Origin of the sequence: Streptomyces sp. NPDC021096 (assembly GCF_040641275.1) — a bacterium.
GTDB lineage: Bacteria > Actinomycetota > Actinomycetes > Streptomycetales > Streptomycetaceae > Streptomyces.
Map to the genome: position 1 here is coordinate 430,169 of NZ_JBFADG010000002.1, position 24,349 is coordinate 454,517.

General features: G+C 71.3%; 20 protein-coding genes. 10 read left to right on the plus strand and 10 right to left on the minus strand.

Annotated features, from left to right (window positions below):
• Positions 1 to 12: 12 nt before the first annotated feature.
• From AB0G59_RS05615 to AB0G59_RS05625, 3 genes are all read left to right on the plus strand, one after another.
• Positions 13 to 957: a beta-ketoacyl-ACP synthase III gene (locus tag AB0G59_RS05615; RefSeq protein WP_360908328.1), complete on the plus strand. Its 945-nt coding sequence runs from the start codon at positions 13 to 15 to the stop codon at positions 955 to 957.
• Positions 958 to 1,062: 105 nt separating this feature from the next.
• Positions 1,063 to 1,233 carry a 50S ribosomal protein L32 gene (gene rpmF, locus AB0G59_RS05620; protein WP_190066072.1) on the plus strand — a complete coding sequence of 57 codons (171 nt, stop codon included), beginning with the start codon at positions 1,063 to 1,065 and terminating at the stop codon, positions 1,231 to 1,233.
• A 5-nt stretch (positions 1,234 to 1,238) separates the two neighbouring features.
• On the plus strand, positions 1,239 to 2,414 hold the full coding sequence (locus AB0G59_RS05625; protein ID WP_360908330.1) for a GTP-binding protein: 1,176 nt from the start codon (positions 1,239 to 1,241) through the stop codon (positions 2,412 to 2,414).
• A gap of 292 nt (positions 2,415 to 2,706) precedes the next feature.
• Here the strand turns inward: AB0G59_RS05625 and AB0G59_RS05630 are convergent, their stop codons facing one another.
• Positions 2,707 to 3,324: a TetR/AcrR family transcriptional regulator gene (locus AB0G59_RS05630; RefSeq protein ID WP_360908332.1), complete on the minus strand. Its 618-nt coding sequence runs from the start codon at positions 3,322 to 3,324 to the stop codon at positions 2,707 to 2,709.
• 66 nt (positions 3,325 to 3,390) lie between these two features.
• Here AB0G59_RS05630 and AB0G59_RS05635 point away from each other — a divergent pair, with 66 nt between their 5' ends.
• The 7 genes from AB0G59_RS05635 (at position 3,391) to AB0G59_RS05665 (ending at position 9,495) form a co-directional block, all read left to right on the plus strand.
• On the plus strand, positions 3,391 to 4,725 hold the full coding sequence (locus AB0G59_RS05635; protein ID WP_360908334.1) for an alpha/beta hydrolase: 1,335 nt from the start codon (positions 3,391 to 3,393) through the stop codon (positions 4,723 to 4,725).
• A 241-nt stretch (positions 4,726 to 4,966) separates the two neighbouring features.
• Complete coding sequence (locus AB0G59_RS05640; protein ID WP_360908336.1) at positions 4,967 to 5,176, plus strand: cold-shock protein; 210 nt, start codon at positions 4,967 to 4,969, stop codon at positions 5,174 to 5,176.
• 88 nt (positions 5,177 to 5,264) lie between these two features.
• Positions 5,265 to 5,477, plus strand: coding sequence for a hypothetical protein (locus AB0G59_RS05645; RefSeq protein ID WP_360908339.1), 213 nt, complete (start codon positions 5,265 to 5,267; stop codon positions 5,475 to 5,477).
• Positions 5,478 to 5,768: 291 nt separating this feature from the next.
• Positions 5,769 to 7,226, plus strand: coding sequence for a phage tail sheath C-terminal domain-containing protein (locus AB0G59_RS05650; protein ID WP_360908341.1), 1,458 nt, complete (start codon positions 5,769 to 5,771; stop codon positions 7,224 to 7,226).
• A gap of 26 nt (positions 7,227 to 7,252) precedes the next feature.
• The gene (locus AB0G59_RS05655) at positions 7,253 to 7,693 is read left to right on the plus strand and encodes a phage tail protein (protein ID WP_360908343.1); all 441 of its coding nucleotides are present in this window, start codon (positions 7,253 to 7,255) and stop codon (positions 7,691 to 7,693) included.
• A 35-nt stretch (positions 7,694 to 7,728) separates the two neighbouring features.
• Positions 7,729 to 9,054: a phage tail sheath C-terminal domain-containing protein gene (locus tag AB0G59_RS05660; RefSeq protein ID WP_360908345.1), complete on the plus strand. Its 1,326-nt coding sequence runs from the start codon at positions 7,729 to 7,731 to the stop codon at positions 9,052 to 9,054.
• 6 nt (positions 9,055 to 9,060) lie between these two features.
• Entirely contained in the window at positions 9,061 to 9,495 is a 435-nt protein-coding gene (locus AB0G59_RS05665) for a hypothetical protein (protein WP_360908347.1), read from the plus strand.
• 30 nt (positions 9,496 to 9,525) lie between these two features.
• On the opposite strand, the gene AB0G59_RS05670 is transcribed toward AB0G59_RS05665, so the two are convergent.
• From AB0G59_RS05670 to AB0G59_RS05710, 9 genes are read right to left on the minus strand one after another with little or no spacing between them, the layout of a single operon-like run.
• Positions 9,526 to 11,676, minus strand: a complete 2,151-nt coding sequence (locus AB0G59_RS05670; RefSeq protein ID WP_360908349.1) for an ATP-binding protein — start codon at positions 11,674 to 11,676, stop codon at positions 9,526 to 9,528.
• A complete protein-coding gene (locus tag AB0G59_RS05675; protein ID WP_360908351.1) occupies positions 11,673 to 12,299 on the minus strand; it encodes a DUF4255 domain-containing protein in 627 nt (208 codons plus the stop codon). Before AB0G59_RS05675 ends, AB0G59_RS05670 begins: the two co-directional genes overlap by 4 nt.
• A gap of 47 nt (positions 12,300 to 12,346) precedes the next feature.
• Entirely contained in the window at positions 12,347 to 15,310 is a 2,964-nt protein-coding gene (locus tag AB0G59_RS05680) for a beta-propeller fold lactonase family protein (RefSeq protein WP_360908353.1), read from the minus strand.
• Entirely contained in the window at positions 15,307 to 18,606 is a 3,300-nt protein-coding gene (locus AB0G59_RS05685) for a baseplate J/gp47 family protein (RefSeq protein WP_360908354.1), read from the minus strand. The genes AB0G59_RS05680 and AB0G59_RS05685 overlap by 4 nt, the downstream gene beginning before the upstream one ends.
• Positions 18,603 to 19,169, minus strand: a complete 567-nt coding sequence (locus tag AB0G59_RS05690) for a phage tail protein (protein ID WP_360908356.1) — start codon at positions 19,167 to 19,169, stop codon at positions 18,603 to 18,605. Before AB0G59_RS05690 ends, AB0G59_RS05685 begins: the two co-directional genes overlap by 4 nt.
• 19 nt (positions 19,170 to 19,188) lie before the next feature.
• Complete coding sequence (locus tag AB0G59_RS05695) at positions 19,189 to 21,339, minus strand: hypothetical protein (protein ID WP_360908358.1); 2,151 nt, start codon at positions 21,337 to 21,339, stop codon at positions 19,189 to 19,191.
• Between the two features lie 37 nt (positions 21,340 to 21,376).
• Positions 21,377 to 21,778: a GPW/gp25 family protein gene (locus AB0G59_RS05700; protein WP_086570433.1), complete on the minus strand. Its 402-nt coding sequence runs from the start codon at positions 21,776 to 21,778 to the stop codon at positions 21,377 to 21,379.
• Positions 21,779 to 21,801: 23 nt separating this feature from the next.
• On the minus strand, positions 21,802 to 23,598 hold the full coding sequence (locus AB0G59_RS05705) for a VgrG-related protein (RefSeq protein ID WP_360908360.1): 1,797 nt from the start codon (positions 23,596 to 23,598) through the stop codon (positions 21,802 to 21,804).
• Positions 23,595 to 24,317 carry a LysM peptidoglycan-binding domain-containing protein gene (locus AB0G59_RS05710; protein WP_360908362.1) on the minus strand — a complete coding sequence of 241 codons (723 nt, stop codon included), beginning with the start codon at positions 24,315 to 24,317 and terminating at the stop codon, positions 23,595 to 23,597. The genes AB0G59_RS05705 and AB0G59_RS05710 overlap by 4 nt, the downstream gene beginning before the upstream one ends.
• Positions 24,318 to 24,349: the final 32 nt, after the last annotated feature.

Below are 24,349 nucleotides of genomic sequence, written 5' to 3' on the forward strand. Positions count from 1 at the left end.
AGGAGCACCGCCGTGCCTGGATCCCGTATCGCCTCCCTGGGGCACTACCAGCCCGCCCGCGTCCTCACCAATGACGACCTGGCCGCTATGGTCGACACCAGCGACGACTGGATCCGCCGTAGGACCGGAATCGCCACGCGGCGGATCGCAGCGCGGGACGAGTCGGTCACCGATCTGGCGTCCGCCGCCGCGGGCAAGGCGCTGGCCGCATCCGGTCTCCAGCCGTCCGACATCGGCCTGATCACGGTGGCGACCTGCTCCGCCGTCGATCGCTGCCCCTCCATCGCCGCCCAGGTCGCGGGCCGCCTCGGCATCCCGTCCGCCGTCGCCTACGACCTCAACAACGGCTGCGCCGGGTTCTGCACCGCCCTCGCGGGCGCGGACCACGCGGTACGGGCCGGCGCCGCCCGGCACGCCCTGGTGATCGGCGCCGAGAAGATGTCCGACGTGACCGACTGGAGCGACCGCAGCACCTGCGTCCTGCTCGGCGACGGCGCGGGCGCTGCGGTCATCAGCGCCGACGAGAAGGAAGGCGTCGGCCCGGTCGTCTGGGGCTCGGACCCCACCCGCGGTGACGCCGTCCGCCTGGTCGACGACTGGCATCCCCGCTTCGCCCAGGAAGGCCAGACCGTCTTCCGCTGGGTCACCACCGAACTGCCCGCCATCGCCCGCGAAGCCTGCCACCGCGCCGGAATCACCCCCGCCGACCTCGCCGGCGTCGTCACCCACCAGGCCAACCTCCGCATCATCGAGGCCGTCGTGCGCCAACTCGGCCTGCCCGAGCACGTGATCGTCGCCAAGGACGTCGTCGAGTCCGGCAACACCTCGGCCGCGTCCGTCCCCCTGGCCCTGTCCAAACTGACCGAGCGCGGCGACATCCCCTCCGGCTCCCCTGTCCTGCTGCTCGCCTTCGGCGGCGGCCTGTCCTGGGCGGGCCAGGTCGTCACCTGCCCATAGCCGCCCTCACGCCATCACCGACCCGCTGCCGGAGGAATGAGTTGGTAATGGGATCCATTTTCATATAGCGTCGGGCTCGCACCGACCGGAGAGGACCCCGAACCCATGGCCGTACCCAAGCGGAAGATGTCCCGCAGCAACACCCGCCACCGCCGCGCGCAGTGGAAGGCGGTCACGCCGCAGCTCGTGCCGGTCACCGTCGACGGCGTCGCCCATCTGGTGCCGCAGCGCCTGGTCAAGGCCTACGAGCGCGGTCTGCTGCACCCCGAGGGTTGACGGGCATGAGCGGACGACTGCCTGTCACCGTCCTGTCCGGCTTCCTCGGAGCCGGCAAGACCACCCTGCTCAACCACGTGCTGAGCAACCGTGAGGGCCTGCGGGTCGCGGTGATCGTCAACGACATGAGCGAGATCAACATCGACGCCGCGCTCGTGCGCGGCGGCGAGGCCGCCCTGTCGCGGACCGAGGAGCGCCTGGTCGAGATGACCAACGGGTGCATCTGCTGCACCCTGCGCGACGACCTGCTGGAGGAGGTCGACCGCCTCGCCCGCGAGGACCGATTCGACCACCTCCTGATCGAGTCCAGCGGCATCTCCGAACCGATGCCCGTGGCGGCGACCTTCGCCTTCCCCCGCGACGACGGCGCCACCCTCGGCGACCTGGCGCGCCTCGACACCATGGTCACCGTCGTCGACGCGGCCAACTTCCTGCCGGAACTGGAAGGAGGGGACGGGCTCGCCGAGCGCGGGCTCGACCAGTACGAGGACGACGAGCGCACCGTCAGCGACCTGCTGGTGGACCAGATCGAATTCGCCGACGTCATCGTGCTCAACAAGCTCGACCTCGTCGACGCGGAGAGCGCCGGACGTCTGCGGGCCGCCCTCACCCGGCTCAACCCGCCGGCCCGGATCGTGACCGCCACCCGCGGGCGTGTGGCCCTCGGTGACGTCCTCGGGACCGGGCTGTTCGACCTGGAACGGGCACAGCAGGCCCCGGGCTGGGTCATGGAGCTCAACGGGGACCACGTCCCGGAGACCGAGGAGTACGGGATCTCCAGCACGGTCTTCCGCTCCGACACCCCGTTCCACCCGGGCCGCCTGTGGGAGTTCGTCACCGAAGGCCTCGACAGCGGGGCCTACGGCCGGATCCTGCGCTCCAAGGGCTTCTTCTGGCTGGCCAGCCGCCCCCGGGTGACCGGCCTGTGGTCGCAGGCCGGCTCCGTCGCCCGCTTCGAACCCTCCGGAGCCCGGGACGCGGACGCGGACAGCGCGCAGGGCCAGGAACTGGTCTTCATCGGCACCGGCCTGCACGCCGAGGCCCTCCGGACCGCCCTGGCCGGCTGCCTCGTGCAGGACGGCGAAAGCCTCCCCGCCGCCGACCCGTTCCCCGCGTGGGACACCTACGGAATCGACGACGCCTGTGAGTACGAGCACCCCGTGCTCGTACCGCAGGACTGAGGCCCCCGGGCCGGGCAGTGGTCGCAGCCACGGCACTGCCCGGCCCGGCACGCCGGTCGTGCCGTGGATGGGGTGGGACTTGGCCGTGGTCATGCTGCAGGCTTTCGCCAGGATGCTGCGGTCCTGGTTGTAGGCGGCGGGACTGAGCGCCGGCCTGGGCCACGGCGAGGGCCGCAGCCGCTACTGCGGCGAAGGGCCTTGCCCGACGCGGAAGATGCTCGCGGGTCTGTCGGTGACGGACCACCCCTGGGTCCACCCAAGCGGAACACGAGGTGGTTGACCTGAGCGTTCGTTACGGAGCGGGTTCTGCGCGCCGAAGGCTGCGGAAGACCGCGGGGGTGGTCCAGCCGCGCAGCGTGGCGTGAATGGTCGATCGGAATGTGGTCTCGGCCGTGGCGGTGTCGAGGGCTCCGGCCAGTTCGAGGGTGACGAGTCCGTGCAGGGTCACCCAGAGCGAAAGAGCGATCGACGTCGCTTCGCCGGCGAGGACAGACTCCGTCAGGGCGCGGTCGATCGCCGCGAGGAGTGGTCGGATGGGGTCGCTGGTGCCGACTGTGCCTGACGGGTCGAAGGATTGCACGCCACCGAACAGCACCGTGTAGAGGTGGCTGTGTTCGCGTCCCCATCGACGGTATGCGGCGGCCAGTGCGTAGAGGTCGGCGAGGGGGTCCTCGGAGGTCGGCACTGCCGACACGTCCTGGAACAGGCCGGCGACGGCTCTGTTGCGTACCTCGCCGATCAGCCCGTCCTTGCCGCCGAACAAGGAGTACACCGCTGTCGTTGACGTTCCGGCGGCAGCGGCCAGGGATCGGACGGTGAGCGACTCCCGCGGACGGGTGGCGAGCATCTCGGTCGCGCACGCCACGAGCCGCTCTTTGACGGTGTCGTCGTTCGTTCTCGGCCTACCCACGAAGACCAGCCTACCCTCTCTGATAACGTCGTTTTGAAACAGCGTTCTGAAACTTTGGGGGTCCTCATGCCAACGTCCGTCATACGTCTCGTCCGCCTCACCGGGCGCCTGGTGCTGGGCCTGGCCGCCATCGTGGGGTTAGTCGCCGTCTTTCTCGCACTGATCGTCCTCACCGACGGGGCGGGCTCGGGGCTCGCCGCATGGCTGACGACCCTTGGAATCGCGACTGTCCTCGCACTGTGGCGGGGGTGGCGCCGTGGCCGGCCGGCGCGGCTCGTGCCGTTCCTGCCGGTGGTCATCGCGGCGGCATTGACGGCGTCGGTCTGCATCCCGACCGTGCCCACGACGCGGCAGCATCCGCCCGCCCTGCCCTTCGTCGCCACGCAGCACTGGAGCCTGGCCACGGGCAGCCGGGTCGCGGTCTACCACTACCCGCCCGCGAACCCCACCACCCGGCACCCCATCCCGTTCGTGTACCTCAACGGCGGACCGGTACGCGGCATCTCGGTACTCGACCACCGGTTCCTGCAACTCCTGGCGCGACAGGGTTACGACGTCTACGCCTACGAACAGGCCGGCGGCGGACGAAGCGACCTGCTCCCCATGGACCAGTACACGATCTCCAGGTCGGTCCGCGACCTCGCTGCCTTCACCCACCGCCTGGGCAAGGGCAAGGTCGATGTCCTCGGATTCTCCTCAGGCGGAGTCGTACTCACCCGAGCCCTGGCCGACCCCGGCGTCGCCGCACACGTGCACCGGGCGATCATCGCCGAGCCCGGCCCGATGGACGGCCCCACCACGCGGATCAGCGGGCACAAGGGCCGACCATCCGCGCGCGGCCTCGCGCCGGCCATGACCGGACCCCGGTCCACGAATATCCCCCGGTACGCCGCCGCATTCGGCCTCATGCGACTCGGGCTCCTCACCCCCGACACCGGGCTGATCGGACAGGCCGAAGGCGACAACGCGTTCACCGCCGCCGATCTCGGCAGCGACACCGCATCCGCCTACTGCGCGCGCGACGCGCACCGCATCCCCACCGAAGACACGGCACAGAACTTCTCCTTCAGCCCCGCCCCCAGCCTCCGCATCCAGCAGACGGTCAAGGACTCACCCTCCATCGCCCCGCAACTGAGACACTCCCGGACCCCCGCGATGCTGATGATCGCCGAGTGCTCCTCCCAGGTCCGGCAATGGGCGACCGCCATCCTTGCCGACGACCCCGCCATCCAGCGCACGCAGTACATGCCCGGAGTCGGGCACCACATGTGGAACGGCCTCGACGACAACAACGACCGGGCCATCGCCTCCATCACCGCATTCCTCCAGGACAAGCCGGCACCCCTGCCGAACCACCCGACCAGCGGTGAGATCCCAGCCTTCCTTCGCGACCACAAGTGACGACGACCGGCTTCGCTCGCGTGGGCCACGCCCGTTCGCTCGGGTCACCTGGATGGCCTAACGGACAGGAAGGGAAGTGCCTGACTTTGCCCGTGTGGAGCGTTCCAGGTATGGGCGGTACTGTCGGATGGATAGTCGCCTCTTTGCTGAATGAGTACCTCTTTCGGTACCTATCGGTGGGGGCTATCGACACTGTTCCGCTGGGTATCGGCGGAGCGCCGCCTCAACCCCTGGAGGGGTCATGGCTACAGGGACCGTCAAATGGTTCAACGCCGAAAAGGGCTTCGGGTTCATCGCGCAGGAAGGGGGCGGCCCTGACGTGTTCGTTCATTTCTCGGAGATCGACGACGCGGGAGGTGGCTATCGCTCCCTGGAGGAAGGGCAGAGGGTGGAGTTCGAGGTCACCCAGGGCCAGAAGGGGCCGCAGGCCTCCCGGGTCAAGCCGCTCTGAACTCCCGGCACGCGACGAACACACCTGAGAATTGCATCCCGTTGCAGAGGCCGGTGCCGAAGCCGGTGCTAGGGGCTGGGAGGACGCAATGGCCGATCGGCATACCCTGAGCGTGCTCGACTGGCACGATGACGGGTCCTCCACGTCGTCTGTCTGGATCGTCAGCGCGGATGAGCGAGAACGAGTGCAGGATTTCCTGGGGCGTGTCCCGGATGTGGAGGGCGTCGTCACGCCGGAACAGGCGGACGAAGCAAGGGTGATCACCCAGAGCTGGCTGACCTGCGCCAGCGAGGACCCATAGCAGCCGTTTCGTCCAGCGAAGTCCCCCTGACGGCGGCGGTCACTCGGTGAGGCGGCCGACGCCGTACACGACGCGCTGACGGCCGCGGCGAGCGGCTGCGCCACCTTTACCTGAAACCCCGCTACGTCATCTGTCGTACCTTCCTCCATTTGCATGCGCGTACCCCGCGGGAGTGGTTGGCTGAAGGATCGCATTCCCGATGAGAGGGGCAAACCGGGCATGGTTTCAGGTCCGTTGGCACCCGGAGTGTTCATCAAGGAGCGTTCGAGCGGAGTCCGGACAATCACCGGGGTGGGGACGTCCACCCCCGCATTCCTCGGCTACACCGTGCGCGGCCCACAGGCGCCCACGCCGCCGGTACGGATCAGCAGCTGGTCCGAGTTCGTGGACACGTTCCACTTCCGCTCCCCGATGGGGGTGGAGGAGTTAGAGCGGGAGCTGGAGAGGCTGTCCGGGGCCGTCACGGAGGCCGAGGCGGAGCTCGAGCGCCTGGGAACGGACCTCGCGGAGAAGGCCACCACAGGCGATCCCCCCGTCCTCACCCAGCAAGAGATCACCGTCCTCGTCCTGGTGCAGGCCGCCGACTGGGCCGGCGAAGCTGTCAGGGAAGAGGACAGGGAAGCAGCCGAAGCCGCGGCGCAGAAGGTGGCGGCAGCCCTTCCCGGGCCGTACGGGCTCTGGATCGCGGCCGGGAACGAACTGGCCGACCTCAAACGGCGCGAGGGAGAGCTGACCGTCCTCGCCGGATACTTCGAGCAGTCCGGAAAGATTCAGCTGCCCGAAGCGGTCTACGGTTTCTTCGCCAACGGAGGAACATCCTGCTACGTCCTCCGGCTCGACCCCGACAAGACCCTCGCAGACGAGGTCGACGGCAACCCCGACGAACGCACGGGTCTGGCCGGACTCAAGACGGTGCCGGACGTGACCATGGTCGCCGTCCCGGACGTATGGCGCGAGGACACCACGCCGGAGATCGGCGCCGCCATCATGGGCAAGGTGGTCGCCCACTGCGTGACCATGCGCAACCGGCTTGCCCTCCTCGAACCACCGCCCGACACCGCACCGGCCGGTGTGCCGCAATTCCTCATGCATCTGGCGAGCCCGGACGTAGAGGATGCGGCGTTCACGGCGCTGTACTACCCCTGGGTCAATGTGCCCGGCGTGGACGGTGTTCCGCGTACGGTGCCGCCGTCCGGTCATCTGGCCGGTGTGTGGGCCCGTACGGATGCCGAGCGCGGCGTCTTCAAGGCCCCCGCCAACCAGAACCTGCGCGGCGTGCTGTCCCTCCCCACGCTGCTCACCGACCAACGCCACGGGGAACTCAACGACAAGGGCGTCAACTGTCTGCGGGTCTTCCCTGACCGGGGTCTGTTGGTGTGGGGTGCCCGTACGCGTTCCAGTAGTCGTGACTGGCGTTATCTCAATGTGCGTCGTCTGGTGTCGTTCCTGTCGGATTCCATCCGTCAGTCCTCGACCTGGGCTGTCTTCGAGCCCAACGACGACCGTCTCTGGGGCACCCTTCGGCATTCGGTCAGCAGTTTCCTGACCGATCAGTGGCGTCAGGGGGCGCTGCTCGGACGTACGCCGGACGAGGCCTTCTATGTGATCTGTGACCGTACGAACAACACCTCGGCGACGATCGACGCCGGTCAGGTGATCTGTGACATCGGTATCGCGCCGGTGCGTCCCGCCGAGTTCGTCCAGTTCACCATCACCCAGATCGCCGGCCAGCCCGGCGCCAACAACTGACGCCCGGAACCCAGGAGGCAACGCACGTGTTGACCGGTGACACCTTCAGCAGCAGCACCTTCGCCGTCGAACTGGGCAAGTTCCAGGTCGAGACCGTCCAGGACGTGTCCGGACTGACCCTGGAACAGGACGTCGTCGAAGTCCGGCAGGTGTCCGCGACGGGCGAGCTGATCGTGCGCAAACAGCCAGGTGCTCGCAAGAGCGGTGAGATCACGATCACCCGTGGCATGGACAAGAGCACCGCGTTCACCGACTGGATCAAGGCCACGCTGGTCAACGCGGACCTCGACAGCGCCCGGCAGAACATCACCATCGCGCTGAAGGACGCACAGAAGCAGACCGTCCGCCGCATCCACCTCGCCAACGCCTGGGCATCCCGCTGGGAAGGCCCCCAGCTCGGCGCGGCCAACTCCGGGATCGCCACGGAACAGGTGACGATCACCTACGAGGACATCACCGTCGAATAGCCCGGAGCCGATCAGCCGAAAGGGGAACAACAGCGATGACGACGAAGCCTCCGGGTGTCTACGTCACGGAGAAGTCCAGCGGCGTACGCATGATCGTCGGAGTGGGCACCTCCACCCCGGCCTTCCTCGGATACACCACCGAACCGACCGGGAATGCCGGTGGGGCGGGGACCCCTCCGTTCACACTGGACGAACGCACCGTCCCCCAGCCGATCCGCGGCTGGCAGGAGTTCGCCGACCGCTACAGCATCGCGGGGCTGGGGACAGAGCTGTCGGCTCTCCGGAAGAAGAGCGACAAGGCACCTGCCGATTTCAAGAGGATCCAGGTACTCCAGCGATGCTTCACGCTGGCGGAGGCGGTCTACGGTTTCTTCGCCAACGGCGGCACGTCCTGCTACGTCGTCGGCTTCCTGAATCCGCATGCGGTCGTGACGGAATCCGGCCTCGGCGGGGACGCGGAGGCACGCACGGGACTCGGCGGCCTGGAGACGGTGCCGGAAGTGACCATGGTCGCCGTGCCCAGTCTCTGGGACATGACCGTCGCGGCCACCGAGGCCGAGGAGCCGCCCGCCCCGGTTCTGCCGACCGGAAAGTCGCTCATCGGCAAGGTCCTCGCCCACTGCACCGCGCAGCGCAACCGTCTCGCGGTGGTCGACGCGCCGCCCGGGCAACTCGTCGAGCCACTCAAGACGTTCGTCGGCACGCTCGACTCGCCGGACTCGGATGCCGCGGCGTTCACGGCGCTGTACTACCCCTGGGTCAAGGTGCCCGGTGTGGACGGTGTTCCGCGTACGGTGCCGCCGTCCGGTCATCTGGCCGGTGTGTGGGCCCGTACGGATGCCGAGCGCGGCGTCTTCAAGGCCCCCGCCAACCAGAACCTGCGCGGCGTGCTCGACCTTCCCACCCTGCTGACCGACGACCAGAACGGGGAACTCAACGACAAGGGCGTCAACTGCCTGCGGGTCTTCCCCGGCCGGGGTCTGTTGGTGTGGGGTGCCCGTACGCGCTCGAGCAGTCGTGACTGGCGCTATCTCAATGTGCGTCGTCTGGTGTCGTTCCTGTCGGATTCCATCCGTCAGTCCTCCACCTGGGCTGTCTTCGAGCCCAACGACGACCGCCTGTGGGCCACCCTCCGGCACTCGGTCACCAGCTTCCTGACCGATCAGTGGCGTCAGGGTGCGCTGCTCGGCCGCACTCCCGATGAAGCCTTCTATGTGATCTGTGACCGTACGAACAACACCTCGGCGACGATCGACGCCGGTCAGGTGATCTGTGACATCGGTATCGCACCGGTGCGTCCCGCCGAGTTCGTCCAGTTCACCATCACCCAGATCGCCGGCCAGCCCGGTCAGGGGGGCTGAGGCCCCGTGCAGAAGATCGTGGTGAGGCAGGGCGACATGGTCACGCTCACCATGAATCCTCCCGAAGTGCTCACACCACCGCCGCCACCCGCCCCCCTGCCGCTGGGAACGGCGGGCTTTCGGATCGAACAGCACATCGCCTGTGTGCCCGACGACATCGAGTCGTGGGTCATCCCGCCCGTCGGCTACGTGACACCGACCTTTCCGAAACCGGGAACCTTGGGCGTCGAGTTGAAGGTGCCCTCGGAGAACCGCGCCACGTACGGCAGGACGAGTCAGGGCGAGACGGAGGTCGTCGTCAACGGTGGCCCGTTCGACGTGGTCTTCACCGTGGAGTCCCCGGCGAGCGACCTCTCCGGCGGCATGGACACCCCAGGGGCCACCTACCAGGGCAAGGCGACCCTCACCTGCCCCCGCGTGCGACCCGTGACGGCCGGCTGACCCGCCTGAGCCCTTGATCCCGAAAAGGGTTCAAGGGCTCAGGCGCGGGGCGCATGGCCGTTCCCCGGTGGGGAAGCGGGACTCGTCCATATAGCGGCCGAGTTTGGCGTACTCCTCGCGGACGGCCGTCAGCAGATCCGCCATGGTGAGCGGGCGGTCCTCGTCGGCGGCCCGGTAGGCGGCGGTGATGACGCAGCATCGGATCGAGCCGCCGGACAGGTCGAAGGCGGAGGCGAGGGCCGCCAGGCCCTCCTGGTCGATGTCGTCGGCCCGGGGTGCGGCGGTGCCCAGACAGCGGTCCCACAGGGCTTGGCGCCGGGCATCGTCGGGCGCGGGGAAGTGCACGACGAGATCGAGACGGCGCAGGAACGCCGCGTCGATGTTGGCGTGCATATTGGTGGTCAGCAGGGCCAGACCGTCGAAGGACTCCAGGCGCTGGAGGAGGTAGGAGGTCCCTGTGTTGGCGTAGCGGTCGTGGGCGTCGTGGGTGGCCGTGCGCTTGCCGAAGACGGCGTCGGCCTCGTCGAAGAGGAGGACGGCGTCGACGGCGTCGGCCTCGGTGAAGATCCGTTCGAGGTGCTTCTCGGTCTCGCCGATGTACTTGTCGACGACCGTGGCGAGGTCGACGGCATACAGGTCGAGGCCGAGATCGGCGGCCACGACCTCCGCCGCCAGGGTCTTGCCGGTCCCGGAGCCGCCGCTGAACAGGGCGGTGATGCCACGCCCGCGTCCCCCGCCCGGCCGCATCCGCCACTCTCCCAGGACCCGGTCGCGGTGGCGTACGCGCCGGGCGAGGTCCCGTAGCTGCTCGTGCGTCCGCTCGGGCAGCACCAGATCGTCCCAGCCGACAGCGGGGCGTACGGGCCGGGCGAGGCGGTCGAGCGCGCCGCCGTTCCACGAGCGGGCGGCGTCCCGGACCGCGGCGGCGTCGACGGGGGTGCCGTGTGCGGCGGCCCGCCGGCCGGCCGCCGCGGCCACGGCGCGGATCCGGCCGGGGCCGAGGCGGTACCGGGCGCCGACGGCGACCGCCTCGTCGGTCACGGTGCCGGCGTGGGCGCCGAGTTCGTACCGCCACAGCGCGGTGCGTTCGGGCGCCGTCAGGGGCGGGCAGTCGGCGAGCACCGGGGGAGCGGCCGTCCAGCGGGCGTCCCACGGCTGCCTCCCGGTGAGGACCAGAGGAACCGGGGCGCCGGCGAGCGGGGCGAGCAGGTCCTGTACGTGCCGGGCGTCGGGGGAACCGACGGGGCCGACGATCAGCCCATGGCCGCGCAGCCGTGCTTCGAGGAGCGCCGCGCGAACGAACCCGGCCGGGTCCGTCTCGTGGGCCAGGCCCGCGAGGTCCAGACGGAGCGCGGGCCGTCCGCACGCGCGCAGTGCCGCCTCGGCGACGGCTTCGGCCGTACCGTCCGGGCTGTCGCGCAGGTGGACCGGGTGGCGGTGGGCGAGCAGCCGGGTCAGGTGCCGCACGGCTTCGGCCACGGGGCCCTCGCCCAAGGGCCGGCCGCGTTCGGGCGGGGCCAGCAGGTGACGCAGGGAGGACGGCAGGGAGTCGTCGCCCAGCAGGTGCGCGGTGACCCGGTCGGGGACGCGGAGGGACCGGGTCAGGAACGGCCGGGAGACATCCGGGATCTCCACGAGGCCACCGGCGCGCAGGGGCGCGTCGGCCGCGAGGACCCGGCGGGCGGTCACCGAGGCGCTCGGGACGTCGCAGAGGGCGAGGGCCAGGCCGGTGGTGGCGTGGCGGCAGGTGATGTCGTCGTTGAGGTAGCCGTAGCAGCGCTCGAACCGGGCGTCGACGTCGGGGGCGAGCGCGATCACCACCATGTCGAGGGCGAGCGCGTCCAGCCCGAACTCCTCGGCGAGGCGGCGCGGGGGCGGCGCGGCCCCGGCCGCCGCGGCCGCGTCCTCCCGGGCGCGCAGAGCGGCGGCGAGGGCGTCGTCCGCGGTGGCGGGGATCAGCGGGCCGGCCGGTGCGTCCAGGAGGTGCGAGGCCATGTCGTCGGAGATGTAGAGCCCTTGGAAAGGGTCGAAGGGCGGTGCCAGGAGCTCCGCGGGTGCGGACTCCTCGCCCGTACGGTGGGCGATCGCGCGCCGCACCCGGGCCTCGATGACGGCCAGTCGGGCGAGCAGCCAGTCCGCGGCCGTGGCGGTGGGCGCTCCGGGGTGTGCGGTGGCGGTCACCGCGCGTCCTCGTCCGTCCCCGGCCCGGGCTTGAGCGCCTCGCGGACGACAGGGGGCCCGGTCACCCAGTGGGTGTAGCTGTCCGGGAGGAAGGACAGCAGGGGGATGGTCACGGTCACGTTGAGGGCGGGGGTGAGCATGTGCCCCTTCGCGCTCCACAGTTCCGTCAGAGCACGGTCCTCGGCAGGCGGGTGGCCGACGTCGAGGAGCGCGGACAACTCCATCTCCTCCAGTTCCGGGGGCAGGGGCACGGGGAAGACCCGGCTCCTGGCGAAGCCGACGAGGAGTTCGCCGAGGATGCGGTGGGCGCTGAGGGCGTCCGGGGCCCAGGCGGCGACCAGATACGACAGCCGGGCATAGCGCGGCGGGTCGGACTCTGCCCTCTTCTGGCGGGGCGCACCGCCGACCGACGCCACGTCGTACTGGTAGACGGTGCCGGTCTGCCGCCGGTCCAGGTCCTCGCGGATGTCGTACAGGTAGACACCGACCGCCTCGGAGCCGGCGGTCTCACCGAGCGCTCCGTCGCGTCCGGGCGGCTGGAAGGTGACGGGGATGCCCGGCGGCGGCCATGTCACATCCTGCTGTACGCGTGACTTCAATGCCTGGTCGACCAGTTCGATCATTTTGTGTGCCTCTGTCCGCGCCGGAGGGGTGGGTGGAGTCGGTACGGTCAGTTCGTCGTCGGCACGCCGACCGCCTGCCGTACGTCGAGCCCCAGCGGGGTCGTCGTGTCCAAGGGAGCGAGCGTCGTGGTGTCGACCACCGATACGGCCGCGCCCGCCTCGTCGGCGAGGTACACCAGGTGCTTCGCGGACTGCGGGTGAGGTGCGCTTCCGGTGAGCCGTTCGCCGGCCGGTACGGTGAAGCGGGGCGTTCCGGTCCGGGTGTCGAGCATCAGAAGCTCTCCGCTGTTCTCGGTGGTCACGAAGAGCCAGGCCCTGTCCGCGGATACCGACACTGATTCGGGCTTGGTGTTCTCTGGAAGCTGCCAGGTGGCGACGACCTTGGGCGTGCCCGGTGAGGCGTCGTCGGGGCCGATGACCGAAATGCTGTCGCTCCCGTGGTTGGCGACATAGGCGCGGAGGCCGCCCCCCGGGACGCTTGTCACGCCCATGGGGTCCCGTCCCACGTCCAAAGAGGTCACCTGGTGGTCGGAGAGGCGGACGCATCGCAGGGAATCGGCGGTGCGGTCGGTGACGTAGGCGTAGGCGCCGTCGTCGGTGACGGCCACGTCCCATGGCTGTGACGCGCCTGGCTGTCCGACCTTGACGGGCGTCACCTTGGACCCGAGGACGGTGACCGTCCTGCTGGTGAAGTTGGTGACATACAGCGTCCCGTCATCGGAGATCGCCGCCGAGTACGGGAAGTCGTTCTTGTCGAGGGGGCGGGTCTCGGTGCGCTCGACTTCGAGTCGCGAGTCGTCCTTGACGGTGATCACGGCCAGGCAGGCTTCGCGGGGGTCGGGGCTCGTCTTGCCATGGTTGACGACGCACAGCGTCCGGTTGTCCCGGCAGACCACCAGCGCACCGGGCCGGTCGATGTAGGCCTGGGCCGTGGCGACGGGCTGTATCTGATCGCCTCCTCCCAGCCGGATGCCGTACACCGTGCCCGGCGCCCCGTTTCCCGACTTCCACTCCTCGGGGTCGACCGCGTAGAGGTAGTGGCCGTCAGGGGAGAGGGCGAGCCCGAGATAAACGCGGTCCGTGCCGCTCTTGACCTGGATCGGTGGCGGCTGGTGCACCGCTGGGTTGACGGTGACGTCGAACACCTCGACCGTTCCCCGGTCGGTGGCGGTGTTGGACACGTAGAGGGTCGTTCCGTCGGGCGACAGGGCCAGGCCGTAGGGCTGCCTCATGACAGGGGATTTGGTCACGGCCATCTCGAAGTCCCAGTCGGCTTCCAACGACGTGCGACTGAGGACCGAGACGGTTCCGTTGTCGTAGTTGGCGACGTAGAGCCGCAGTTCGTCGGGTGACAGGGCTATCTCGTGCGGGCCCGCGAGGTGGCCTTTCTGCGTGCCGATGGCGCCTTGTCGCTCCCAGGTTTCCGGCCCTGTCCTGTGAAGTATGGCGATCTGCCCGCGCGACCCCTGTTGCTGTTCGGGGGCGAAGTCGGCCACGTAGAGCGTCCGACCGTCCTTGGAGACGGCGGCACCGGTGGGCCCCTGGCACCCCACGACATCAGCACCGATCGTGTGCGTACCGCCCTTCGGGTCGACGAGCGAGACCGTCGCCGTACCGGAGTCGGCGGTCACCGCGTACCGGCTGTCGGGGGTGACGGCCACCCCGTACGGGCGTGCGTCGGACGCCAGGGGGACCGGGGTCACCGTGACGTCGCCGCCGGTGCCGAGCTCGTTCCCCGGGACCGGGGTGAGGACGAGAAGATGCGACGAATCCGGACTGGTCGCGCAGGCGAACCCCCGGTCGGGTGCGATGGCGACGCCCCACGGCTTGTGCGCGGCCCCGAGGGGGACCGGGGCGAGTGGGGCGAGGCCCTCGAGGTCCAGCACCGCGACGTTGTCCGACGCGGAGTCGGCCGCGTAGGCCCAGGTGCCGTCCGGGGACACGGCGGCATTGACCGGCCTCGACCCCTCTCCGGCCGGGATGCCGGCCGTCCTGCGCGGGGCGGCACGCACGACGGTCAGCTGTCCGGTGACCTGATCGGTGACATAGGAGTGGTGGCCGTCCGGGCCGAACACCACCCCTGCGGGCACGCCTTTCAGCGCGACGGCCGTGTGGCCGAGGGTGTCCGTGCGGATGGCCGTGAGAATGCCCGAGGTCTGGCCCACGACATGGATCACTCCGCCGTCCGGGGAGAAGGCCACAGCGACAGGATGCGCGCCGGCCGGAACGGTGCCGGGGGTGTCGATCCGCCCGCTGTCCACGTCCACGGTGGCGACGGAGACGGACGCGGAGCCGTAGTTCGCCACGCACAGGCGGTCGCCGGCGGGGCCGAGCGCAAGGGCACGGGGCTCGGCCCCGACGGGCACGGGGTCACCCACCGCCGCGCCGTCGGCGTCCAGGTCCAGCACCGTCACCCAGCCATCCGCCGTGCCCTCCCCCCGACTCGCGACGTACGCGAAGCGTCCTCCCGGCGCCACCGCGACCGCCCGGGTGACCCCGGGTACGCAGACGGTCGCGCTCACGGACGGCGCGCCCGCCTGGCTCACGTCCACCACCGACACCGTGGCGTCCGTCTCGTCGATCACACAGACCCGTCGCGCCCCGCCGCCCGGGGCCGCCGCCAGCGCGCAGGGGCCGCTACCGACCGGCAGCGGCGGTCCTTCCCGCACCCCTTCCTTGTCGAACACCACGACCTCGCCGTCCGCCCACGCGGCCACGCATACCTGGTCGTGCACCAGCCCCGCCACGACGGCGCACGGGCTGTTCCCGGCGAGAACGGCACCCAGCACCGGTTGTTCCGGGACCGCGAGGTTCACCACGGACAGCGTTCCGTCGTCGTGGTTCACGACGTAGGCCCGGGTGCCGTCCGTACTGACGGCGACGGCGCGTGGGTTGCTCCCCACAGAAGGGAAACGGACCTCGGGATGCTCCGGTGCCGCGAGGTCCACGACGGCCAGAGCGTCCGCACCCCAGTCCGGGGCCATCAGCAAGGGCTCGTTCGGATCGCTCATGAGGGAACCTCCGCGACGGTGACTCGGTGTTCGACGGAGTACACGGTCTCGCCGGGGCCGCAGCGGATCCGTACGACGGGGTCCGACGCCGAGCCGTCGAGCGGATCGACCGGCACGAGCTCGGCCGTGGCGACGCGGCCCACCCCCGGCACCTGTTCCAGCACCCGGAACGCCTCGCCCGCGTACACCGGGCGCCCCAGCGGCCATCCGGTGCCGTCCGGGCCGCCGCCGACGGGGCTGAAGTACCGGTACAGGGCGCGTTCCGCGGCGGCGCGGAGCTCGGCGCGTTCCTCGGCGGTGCGGTAGTCGGTGGGAACGATCCGGGCATCGACACGGATGCCGTGGTAGGCGGGCTGCTTCAGCCACACCGGAACGCCCTCCGGCTGGCAGGCGCGCAGGGAGCGGCGCAAGGTGTCGCAGGCGTCGCGGGTGGGGGTGAGCATGTGGAACGGGAACCAGCCCCGCTCGTCGGCGGTCACGAAGGGGACGACCATCAGCGTCACGCCGGCCTGGGTGCTGCCACCACTGGTGTCGGTGTAGCCGTTCTTGCCGTCGCGCGATGCGGAGACGTTGCGCACGCCGACGATGCGGTCGTCCGGGTTCTTCAGCCGGCTGATCCTGCCCGCAGGGATGTCGTTGCCCGCTGCGCCGAGCGTGCTCTTGTACGGGCCGTCCACGGTGATGGGCGTGTCCGCGGGCAGCGGGATGGCGCCGTACTGCCGGGTGCCCGAGGGGCCGCCCGTCACCTCCGGGCCGAAGTGGACCTGGCCCGTACTGGCGTTGATGACCACGTCCTCGCTGTCCGGGCCGGAATCGTGGAAGGACGTGACGGTAGACCAGCTTTCGGTGCCGACGAGGACCTTGGGGAGCCCCTCGTCCTCCGGGACGTACACCGGGGAGTGCAACAGGGGGTAGACCTGACCGGGCTTGTCCGTGGACGAGAACGGCTCTCGTGCCCGGTCGTGCTCCTCGTACTGTTCGGCGGGAACCTTGTCCGTCGTCCCGGAGTCGGCGTAGACCGTGTACGGCGTGGTGGGTGTGCCTTTGGGGTCGAGGATCTGGACGGCGATCCACCATGCGGCTTCCTCGTCCGGGAAGTCGTCGCCCCGCCTGTCGACGGCGTCCTGTGCCGTGCGGGCGAGGTCGCCGCGTGCGACGGCCGCCTGCCACCGCGCGGACTTGCTCACGTGGACGGGGTGGGCGGAGACCGTCGTTCCGTTCGCCGGCGTGATCTCTTGCGCGGGTGCGGAGGCGTAGGCGAGGGGTGCGGCGGTGTCCCACCACGGAGCCGCCTTCCTCGGCGCGAACACGGACACCGCGATGCGGTCCTCCGGCTCACGGTCCCCTCCCGCCGTCACCCAGAGCGTGAGGCGGCCCGGATCATGCGGCTTCTTGATCTCCACCAGGGCCAGGACCAGCCCGCCGCCCTCCTTGAAAGGCCCGGAGAACTCCCCGCCCGCCTGGTAGTCACCCGCCTCGAACATCCCGACGGCGGCGGTGACGCCGGGGACGAGCCCGAGGCGTGCCGCGCCCATCGCGTCCGGCGGTACGCGCGTGGCCTCCTTCGTCGTCGTGAAGACCGTCTCGCCGTCCTCCGTGGTGACCTGTATCCCTGCGGGAAGCGTCAGTGCGCCGGGCGCCAGGGTGAAGGCGACGTCCGTCCTGGCGGGCCGCCACGGCAGGTAGTTGCGGGCCGGGTCGAGCGCGTCGTCGGGTGCGTCCCGGACGTGGTGGATACGGGCCATGCCCGCCGACGCGGCCAGCGCGAGCTGTTCGTAGTCGACGGGGACGACGGCCCGCTCCGGCACCGGGGCGCCCAGGGGCAGGCGCGTCGCGCAGGCGGCGGCGCTCTCGCGTTCCGTGCCGCCGACCGCCGGCGCGGGGTTGGTCACGGAGGAGACGTACGGCAGCGGTGTGCGCAGCACGGTGATGGTGCGGGCGGGTACGTTGCCGCGGGCACCGCCGCCGGTCAGATAGCGCCGGATCCGTACGACCGCTCCCGCCGGCAGCGGCGCACCGTGCTGTCGCGGTCCCCGGGCGCCGGCCACCACGGGCGCGAATACGGCCTCCCCGGTGCGCGGGTCGAGGGTGAAGTGCCGGTCGTCGGGGCCCGATCCGGCGAGTGAGGCGACGTACGTCCACTGTGCGGTCCGCCCGCCGAGTACGGCTTCGACGACGAGGGGGTCGGTGCTGCGGGGCAGCGGCGGATGGGTGAAGCGGAGGCGTTCGCCGGGGGTGCCCGTCGCGGTGCCCAGGGCCTCGTTCCGTACCAGCCCGGCCTGGACGACGGGGACGGAGACGGCGAGCACCGGGTCGAGCGCGACCCGGGTCAGCGGGCTTTGGCCCGCGTCGGCGCGGTAGCGGATCAGCCCGACGTCCCTCAGGCGCTGCACGGAGTCGCCGCCGCCTTCTCCGGCCGCCCGGTGGAGCAGGAGCTGGGCGGGCGCGTGGGCGGGGGGAAGGTCGAGCGTGACCTTGCCCGGCCGGCCCTGGACGGTCACGGTGTCCGTGACGACCCGGCAGCCGGTCCAGTGCGTGCCCTGCCAGGCCTCCCAGTGCCCCTGGGTGACGCCCGTGCCCACCTTGGGTGCGAGTCCGACGCCCATGCTCACGTCCAGCGTCACGCGTGTACTCGGTACGGGCACCGACAGGACGACCAGGGCGTAGGAGGAGTGCGAAGAGCCGCTACTGGCCGTGCTCACCGGGCCGGTGTTCGCGAAGGCGTCCCCGGGCGGTGGGAAGTCGCCGAGGTAGGGGAGGTTGAGGTGGAAGGCCGGCCCCGCGAAGGCCGGGCCGCCCGGCTCGACGGTCCGGCCCGACGCGGAGCCGAACTCGGTCAGCATGCCCTCCAGGGCGCCGTCGGCCTTCCTCGATTCCGCGAAGTCCCCGGCGGCGACGAGGACACAGGGGTTGAGCACCGCCTCCGTCAGCGTGCTGAAGACGACCGGTTCCGCTTCCCCCACCGGTCGTGTGGCGACCTCCTGGCCCGCGGGGACGACCACCGGCTCGGGCGACGGCGCGGCGAGCCGGAGGACGACCTCGGTCTGTGCGGGCGCGGGCCGGTACGGCCGTACGCCCAGGAGCCGCAGCATCTGCAGCCGGCGCTGGTCGGGGGCCAGGTTGAGCCGGTCGCGCAGGGCCACGACCATGTCGGTGCACGTCTCGATCAGGCCCCGGCCGGGGTCCGTCCGGTCCTGGCCGGTCCAGGTCCCCACCTTCCGCCGTACGGCGGCGACGGTGCCGGCGACGATCTCGTCGCGGGTGCGTCCGTCGTACTCGGGTGTCGGCAGACTCATCCCTGCTGTGACCTCTCGTCAGGAGCCTTGTGCGCGAGGGCGACCGTGACCTTGACTTTGAAGGGGAGGTGGGCGGGGCAGTGCGCCCTTACCAGGCGCGTGAGGCGGCTCTCGAGGGCCCGTTGGTCCTCCCCGGCCGGGGAGGTCAGGGTGACGGTGAGCATGCGTCCGGCGCGGGGTGCCGGGTCGTGGTGGGTGAAGACGCGGCCGGGGTCGTCGACGACGAGCGCGAAGCGGGGCGGCACCCAGCCGTGGATCTCCCGGGCCTCCAGCAGCAGCCCGTACGGCGTCCCGCGATGAGCGGCCAGGCGGGGCGCGAGGTCGACGGCCTTGCGCCGCAGGCCCTCCGGCCAGCCCGGCTCCACCCGGGCGCCGGTGATCCGGATCAGCCAGTCCAGGAAGGCCGGTGGCGCACGCCAGGGGTCGAGCACCGCCTCGAGACCGTCGATCCGTTCCTCGGCGGGGGCCATGGCCTCGCCGATCGCGGCCGCGAACGCGAGCGCGACCGTGTCGTGCCCGTAGACGGCCGGCAGGGGGAGGGGACGTGCGGAGTACGCGGACATGCGCGGTCCTCTCTCTTCCTCAGCCTTCGGTGATGTCGACGTCGATGACCGTGTCGCCGAGGAGGACCAGTCCGCCGTCCGAGACCTCGACGGACGGCACGGCCCCGTCGCCGTCGTCGGCGAACAGGCTCACGTCGGTCGTGCCCCGGACCTCCGGCACCGCCTCCAGCACCGTGAAGACGTCGCCCGTGTGGACGCGCCGGCCCCACGGCCAGCCCCGCCCGTCCGGTCCGCCGGCCGTGGGGTGGAAGTATCGGCGCAGGGCCCGTTCGGCCGCCCGCCGGGTCCGCTCCTTGTCCGCCGTCGTGCTGCTCCAGGGGCGTACGGTCGCCGCGATCCCGAAGCGGTGGTAGCGGGGTTTCCCGACCCGCAGCCGTTCGCCCAGCAGCCGGGAGGCGTTGACGACGCCCACCACCGAGTCCAGGACGTCCGGGGGGACGTCGAACGCGTCACCGGGCGGGTCCTGCGCCGGGTCGCCCTCGAAGAGGGGCACCAGGAGGACGTGGAGCGGGTCGTCCTCGCGACGCCAGAGGGCCGGCTCGGTCCTCGTCCCCTTCATGAAGAAGAAGACGCCGCCGATGACGACCACGGCGTCCGGGGACACCTGGCACTGCGGGGAGAGGCCGGGGAACGCCTCCGAGATCAGGGACCGCACCCCCCGGCTGCCGGTCTGCGGTATGAAAGGCCGTTCGGTGGACGTGGAGGTGTAGGTGTAGGCGCGGTGGTAGAAGGTCTCGCCCTTGAAGAAGAACAGTTCGTACGCGTCGGCCGAGGCGGGGTCGGCGAGGACGGCGACCTCGTCGAGCTCCGACGAGAAGTCGTCCGGCAGGCCGGGGAACATGCTGCTGATGTCCTGGGGTGACGCGCCCTCACCGTCCTCACCCTCCCAGAGGCACTGGGTCCCGTAGAACCACAGTCCGGGCTCGCCCTCGCCGGTACGGATGACGGCGTCGAGGCACTTGGCGTCCGCGACGGGCCGGGGCACCGCATCACCGTCGTCGGGCTCGCCCGGCCCTCCCAGGGGCAGGGGGAGAGGGGTGATGGTTCCGCCGTCGTCGAAGTAGTGCACGGCCCGCAGTGGGTGCCGGGCGACGACGGCGCAGGCGAGGACCTCGGCCGGGCGCGGCGGTTGCGCGAGGGCGGTGGGCACGCGTGAGTCGGTGGGCCGGGTGAGCGCCGTGACCCGGACCCGGGCCAGCCCGGCCACGTGTTCCTCGATGATCTGCTCGTGGTCGGCGGCGGTGACCGCCCGGCGCAGGGGGGCGAGGCCCAGCCCCGCGCGTTCCAGCGCCTGCCGCCAGTCCTCCGCGTCCTCGGCGGGGGCGAGCACGCCGTGGGCGGTGGCGCTCAGCCCGGCCTGTGACACCATCGTCAGCGGTGTGCCGGGGGGAAGGCCGCCCTTCCGGCCTCGGTACACGTGGTACTCCGCGCTGATCGTGGTGCCTTCCGGCGGCACGTTCCCGTGCTGCTCGGGCCCGTCCGCGGCGGGGACCAGAGGCCCGAGGACGACCTCGCACGAGGCGTCGTCCCACCAGTGGACCCGGTCGTCCGGCCCGGCCTCGGCGAAGGTGCGCACCGCCGGCCAGACGGCGCCCCCGACCCGGACCGTCAGCGGCGGGCCGAACGGTGGCTCCGTGACGGGAGCGCCGGACCGCCACGGCCGGTGGCGCGTCGCGAATCGACCGCCCGGAAGGCCGTCGGCCGTGCCCAGTACCTCGGTGACCGGAACGAGTTGCTCGAGCGCCTCCACCACTCCCGTGGACTGGTTCTCGTCGAGAGTGAGCGGTGCGGTGGTCGCCAGGACGACCGGCTGCTCGCCCTTGGTCCTGACCTCGGTGCCCTCGGGGATCTCGCGGCGCCCGGTCGTAGCGTCGGTGCGTGCGAGCAGGACGGTGATCCGGGCGGGTGAGGCGGGGAGCGGCGTGATGCCCATGAGGCGCAGCAGGGCAAAGCGCTGACGGTCTGTCATGCGATGGGCGCGGTAGAGCAGCTGGTCGGTCCGCTCGGCGCACGCTTCGATCAGGGTGACGCCGGGGTCGGAGACGTTGTGATCGGTCCACTCGGGCGCGCGCTGCGGCAGGGCTCGCTTGGCGGCGTCCACGAGCGGCTGGAAGCGCAGGTCGTCCAGGTCGGGAACGGGAACGCCGGACGCGTCGGACGCATCGGACAAAGCGGATCGTTCGGTCGGCGGATCGGCCATGGGGAGGTCACTCACTCGGGGAGTCTCCGGGCAGGGTGTAGAAGGGGAAGACGAGGTTGCGGGGTTCGTTGGTGGCGCGCAGCCGGTAGCGGATGTCGATGTAGAGCACGCCGATGTCCACGGTGTCCGTGCTGAACAGCAGGTCGTCGACCTCGATCCGCGGCTCCCACCGGTCGAGTGCCCGGCGCACCTCCACATCGGCGCGGGCGACGGTCGTGGCGTCGAGCGAGTCGAAGACGAGGCCATGGATACCGCAACCGAACTCCGGCCGCATCGGCCGCTCGCCCGGCGCGGTGGACAGGATGATCCGCACGGCCTGCTCCACGTCGTCGCTGCCGGTTGCCAGGCCCACGCGGCCGGTGCCGGTGATGACGGCGGGGAACGCCCACCCCGCGCCGATGATGTCCACGGTCGTCTCCCGTCCGTGCCAGGTCAGTTGATGTCGACGGTGTTGCCGGTGATGGTGGTCCGCTGCCCTTCGAGCTTGAGCTCGCCGCCGCTCTTCACCGTGACGGTGGCGCCCTCCAGCGTCAGCTGCCCGCCGCCGCTTCCGGCCGCGGTGACGGTCACCGTGCCGGCCTTGAGGATCAGGGTGCCCGTCTCGCCCGCGTCGATGGTCAGGGTGCCGTCGCCGCGGCCGTCGAGCGAGACCCGTACGGTCTTCTCCCCTTCCCCCGCCGCGAAGGCGATGGTGGTGTCCTTCCGGTCCAGGTGGGTGACGAGCTTGCCGTCGCCGCTGAGAAGCCGGACGCCCTGAGGGCCGTCGATCGCGCTGAGCAGTTCGAGACGATCGCCCGAACGGGACGCCAGGGAACTCCTGTTGGCCCGGCCCGTACCGGCGTCGACCAGCGGCAGGCCGTGGTCGGTGGGGGCATCGATGCCGTTGTAGAGCCCGCCGAGGACGTACGGCCGGTCCAGCCGCCCGTGCTCGAAGCCGACCAGGACCTCGTCCCCCGCCTCCGGAGCGAAGACGCCACCGCCATCGACCCCGCCCCACTGGACGGTACGGACCCAGTCCGTCACATAGTCCTGGGAGAGCCACGGCAGACGCAGCCGTACGGCTCCTCGCTGGCCCTTCCCCGGTTCCTTGATGTCCGTGACGATGCCCACCGCCACGCCCGGCGCGCACAGTGGCGGCGGGTAGGGCACGACGGGCGGAGGAAGCGGGCCCACCCGGACCAGGGTCCGGTAGCCCTGGTCCCCGTCGAAGACGTGACCGCAGGAGGTGATGGTGTACTTGCCAGCGAACGGCTCACCCACTCCGGCCAGGGTCACCGGCACGCCCGCCCGCAGCTCGGGGGCGCCCGCGACCTCGGCGGCCAGCGTGGCCATCGCGGCCGCCGACTCCGCCGCGACCGCGCGGGCCGCCGCGTCCACCTGCGGGGCGGTGGTGTGGGCCCGGCCGCCCACGAGCAGTTCCGGCGCCGGCCCGGGGAAGGCCTTGCCGAGCCGCGCGGGCGTGACGCCCAGGCGCAGCCGTTCGCTGTCGCCCGCACCGGCCTTCGCGGACAGCGCGGCCTTGCCGTCGGGATCCCAGCCCCGGACTTCCACCTCGGCGACCTGGTTCTCGGAGGACACGGCGGCGCGCAGCGCCAGCAGGTTCACCCCGTGTTCCAGGACGAACGGGCTCCGGTCCGCCCCCGTGCCGGGCGCGGGCGCCGCGTCGGCGGCGGCCGGGCGGAGCATGTGGAGGGTGCTCCCGTCGACCGTCAGGCGCAGGCCGTGCTGGTCGGCGAGATGGTTCAGCAACTCCCAGTCGGTCAGGTTGGGCTGGGCCAGGTGCGGGATGCGGGTGCGCTCGGCGTCGATCCGGCCCGTCGTCAGCCCGTGCCGGGAGGCGGCCTGCCGGGCTACCTCGGCCACCGTGGTGTCGACGTAGGCGGCCACCCGCCGCCCCCGCGTCAGCCGGTGCCCCCGGTCCGTGGCCCGTACGGTCGTGAACGTCCCGTCGGCGTCCACCTCGGTCTCCAGCGCCGTGACCTCGCCGTCGAAGATCACCACCCGGGTGCGGCTGCGTGCGGCGGCCACCGCTACGGTCAGCGGCGCCCCGACGGTGATCCGCGCCGCCGCCAGGAGGCGGTGCTCGGGATCGCGGAACCGTAAGGTCGCGCGGGCCGGCAGACCCACCGACGTCTCCACGGAAGCCTCCACCAGGCGTTCCGCCCACAACTCCTGAAGCGGGGAGCCGAAGGCGACGACCGGCTCCGCCGCGTAGAGCCTCTCCGTCACCCGGCACCTCCCGCGGGACGCTCCTCCAGGACCGGCAGGACCAGCACCGTGCCCACGGGCACCCGGGCCGGATCGTCGACGCCGTTGGCCTCGGCGATCGCCCGCCACCTCGTGGGGTCGCCGTACGCCTGCCACGCCAGTCCGGCCAGGGTGTCGCCCGCCACCACGAGATGGGTGTCCACCGGCCCGTCGGCACCCGACGTCGGGTTCTGCCGGGGCGTCGCGCCGCCCACCTCCTCCAGGGAGACGGTGCAGGTGGCGCGCAGTGGTGTCCCGTCGTGCCCGAACCGGGTGTACGCCGCGTCGACCTGCGTCACCAGCGCGAGGAACGCGGTCGTGCGCGAACGCCCCCACTCCAGCCGCACCCAGGGCGCCGACGCGGGCTTCGCCGTGGCGCTCCGCGCGGTCGGGGCGCAGCAGCCGAGCAGCTTCTCCACCTGGTCCTGCACGCTGGAGCGGAAGTCGCCCGCGTCGAGGAACACCTCCAGCGTCATGGTGCGCGGCTGAGCCCCCACGAACTGTGCCCGTGGCGCCTCCTCGCTGGAGGGCGCCGGGCTGCGGTCCCAGCGGGCCCGCTTGCCGACCTGGACCCGGTCGGGGTTGAAGTGGAAGCGGACGCGGCCGCGTTCCGGCCCCGGGGCGTTGCCGGTTCCCGTCGGCGGGTCGTAGATCACGAGGGCGGCCCGTACCGGCGCGCCTCCCAGGAGCTCGGACAGCATGTGGTCCTCTCGACGGTTCGGACGGGTCGGAC

Bases quoted from the DNA above. Each gene is read 5' to 3' on its own strand.
- rpmF (WP_190066072.1), top strand. From the start codon at position 1,063: ATGGCCGTACCCAAGCGGAAGATGTCCCGCAGCAACACCCGCCACCGC.
- AB0G59_RS05625 (WP_360908330.1), top strand. From the start codon at position 1,239: ATGAGCGGACGACTGCCTGTCACCGTCCTGTCCGGCTTCCTCGGAGCC.
- AB0G59_RS05635 (WP_360908334.1), top strand. From the start codon at position 3,391: ATGCCAACGTCCGTCATACGTCTCGTCCGCCTCACCGGGCGCCTGGTG.
- AB0G59_RS05640 (WP_360908336.1), top strand. From the start codon at position 4,967: ATGGCTACAGGGACCGTCAAATGGTTCAACGCCGAAAAGGGCTTCGGG.
- AB0G59_RS05645 (WP_360908339.1), top strand. From the start codon at position 5,265: ATGGCCGATCGGCATACCCTGAGCGTGCTCGACTGGCACGATGACGGG.
- AB0G59_RS05660 (WP_360908345.1), top strand. From the start codon at position 7,729: ATGACGACGAAGCCTCCGGGTGTCTACGTCACGGAGAAGTCCAGCGGC.
- AB0G59_RS05675 (WP_360908351.1), bottom strand. From the start codon at position 12,299: ATGATCGAACTGGTCGACCAGGCATTGAAGTCACGCGTACAGCAGGAT.
- AB0G59_RS05680 (WP_360908353.1), bottom strand. From the start codon at position 15,310: ATGAGCGATCCGAACGAGCCCTTGCTGATGGCCCCGGACTGGGGTGCG.
- AB0G59_RS05685 (WP_360908354.1), bottom strand. From the start codon at position 18,606: ATGAGTCTGCCGACACCCGAGTACGACGGACGCACCCGCGACGAGATC.
- AB0G59_RS05690 (WP_360908356.1), bottom strand. From the start codon at position 19,169: ATGTCCGCGTACTCCGCACGTCCCCTCCCCCTGCCGGCCGTCTACGGG.
- AB0G59_RS05710 (WP_360908362.1), bottom strand. From the start codon at position 24,317: ATGCTGTCCGAGCTCCTGGGAGGCGCGCCGGTACGGGCCGCCCTCGTG.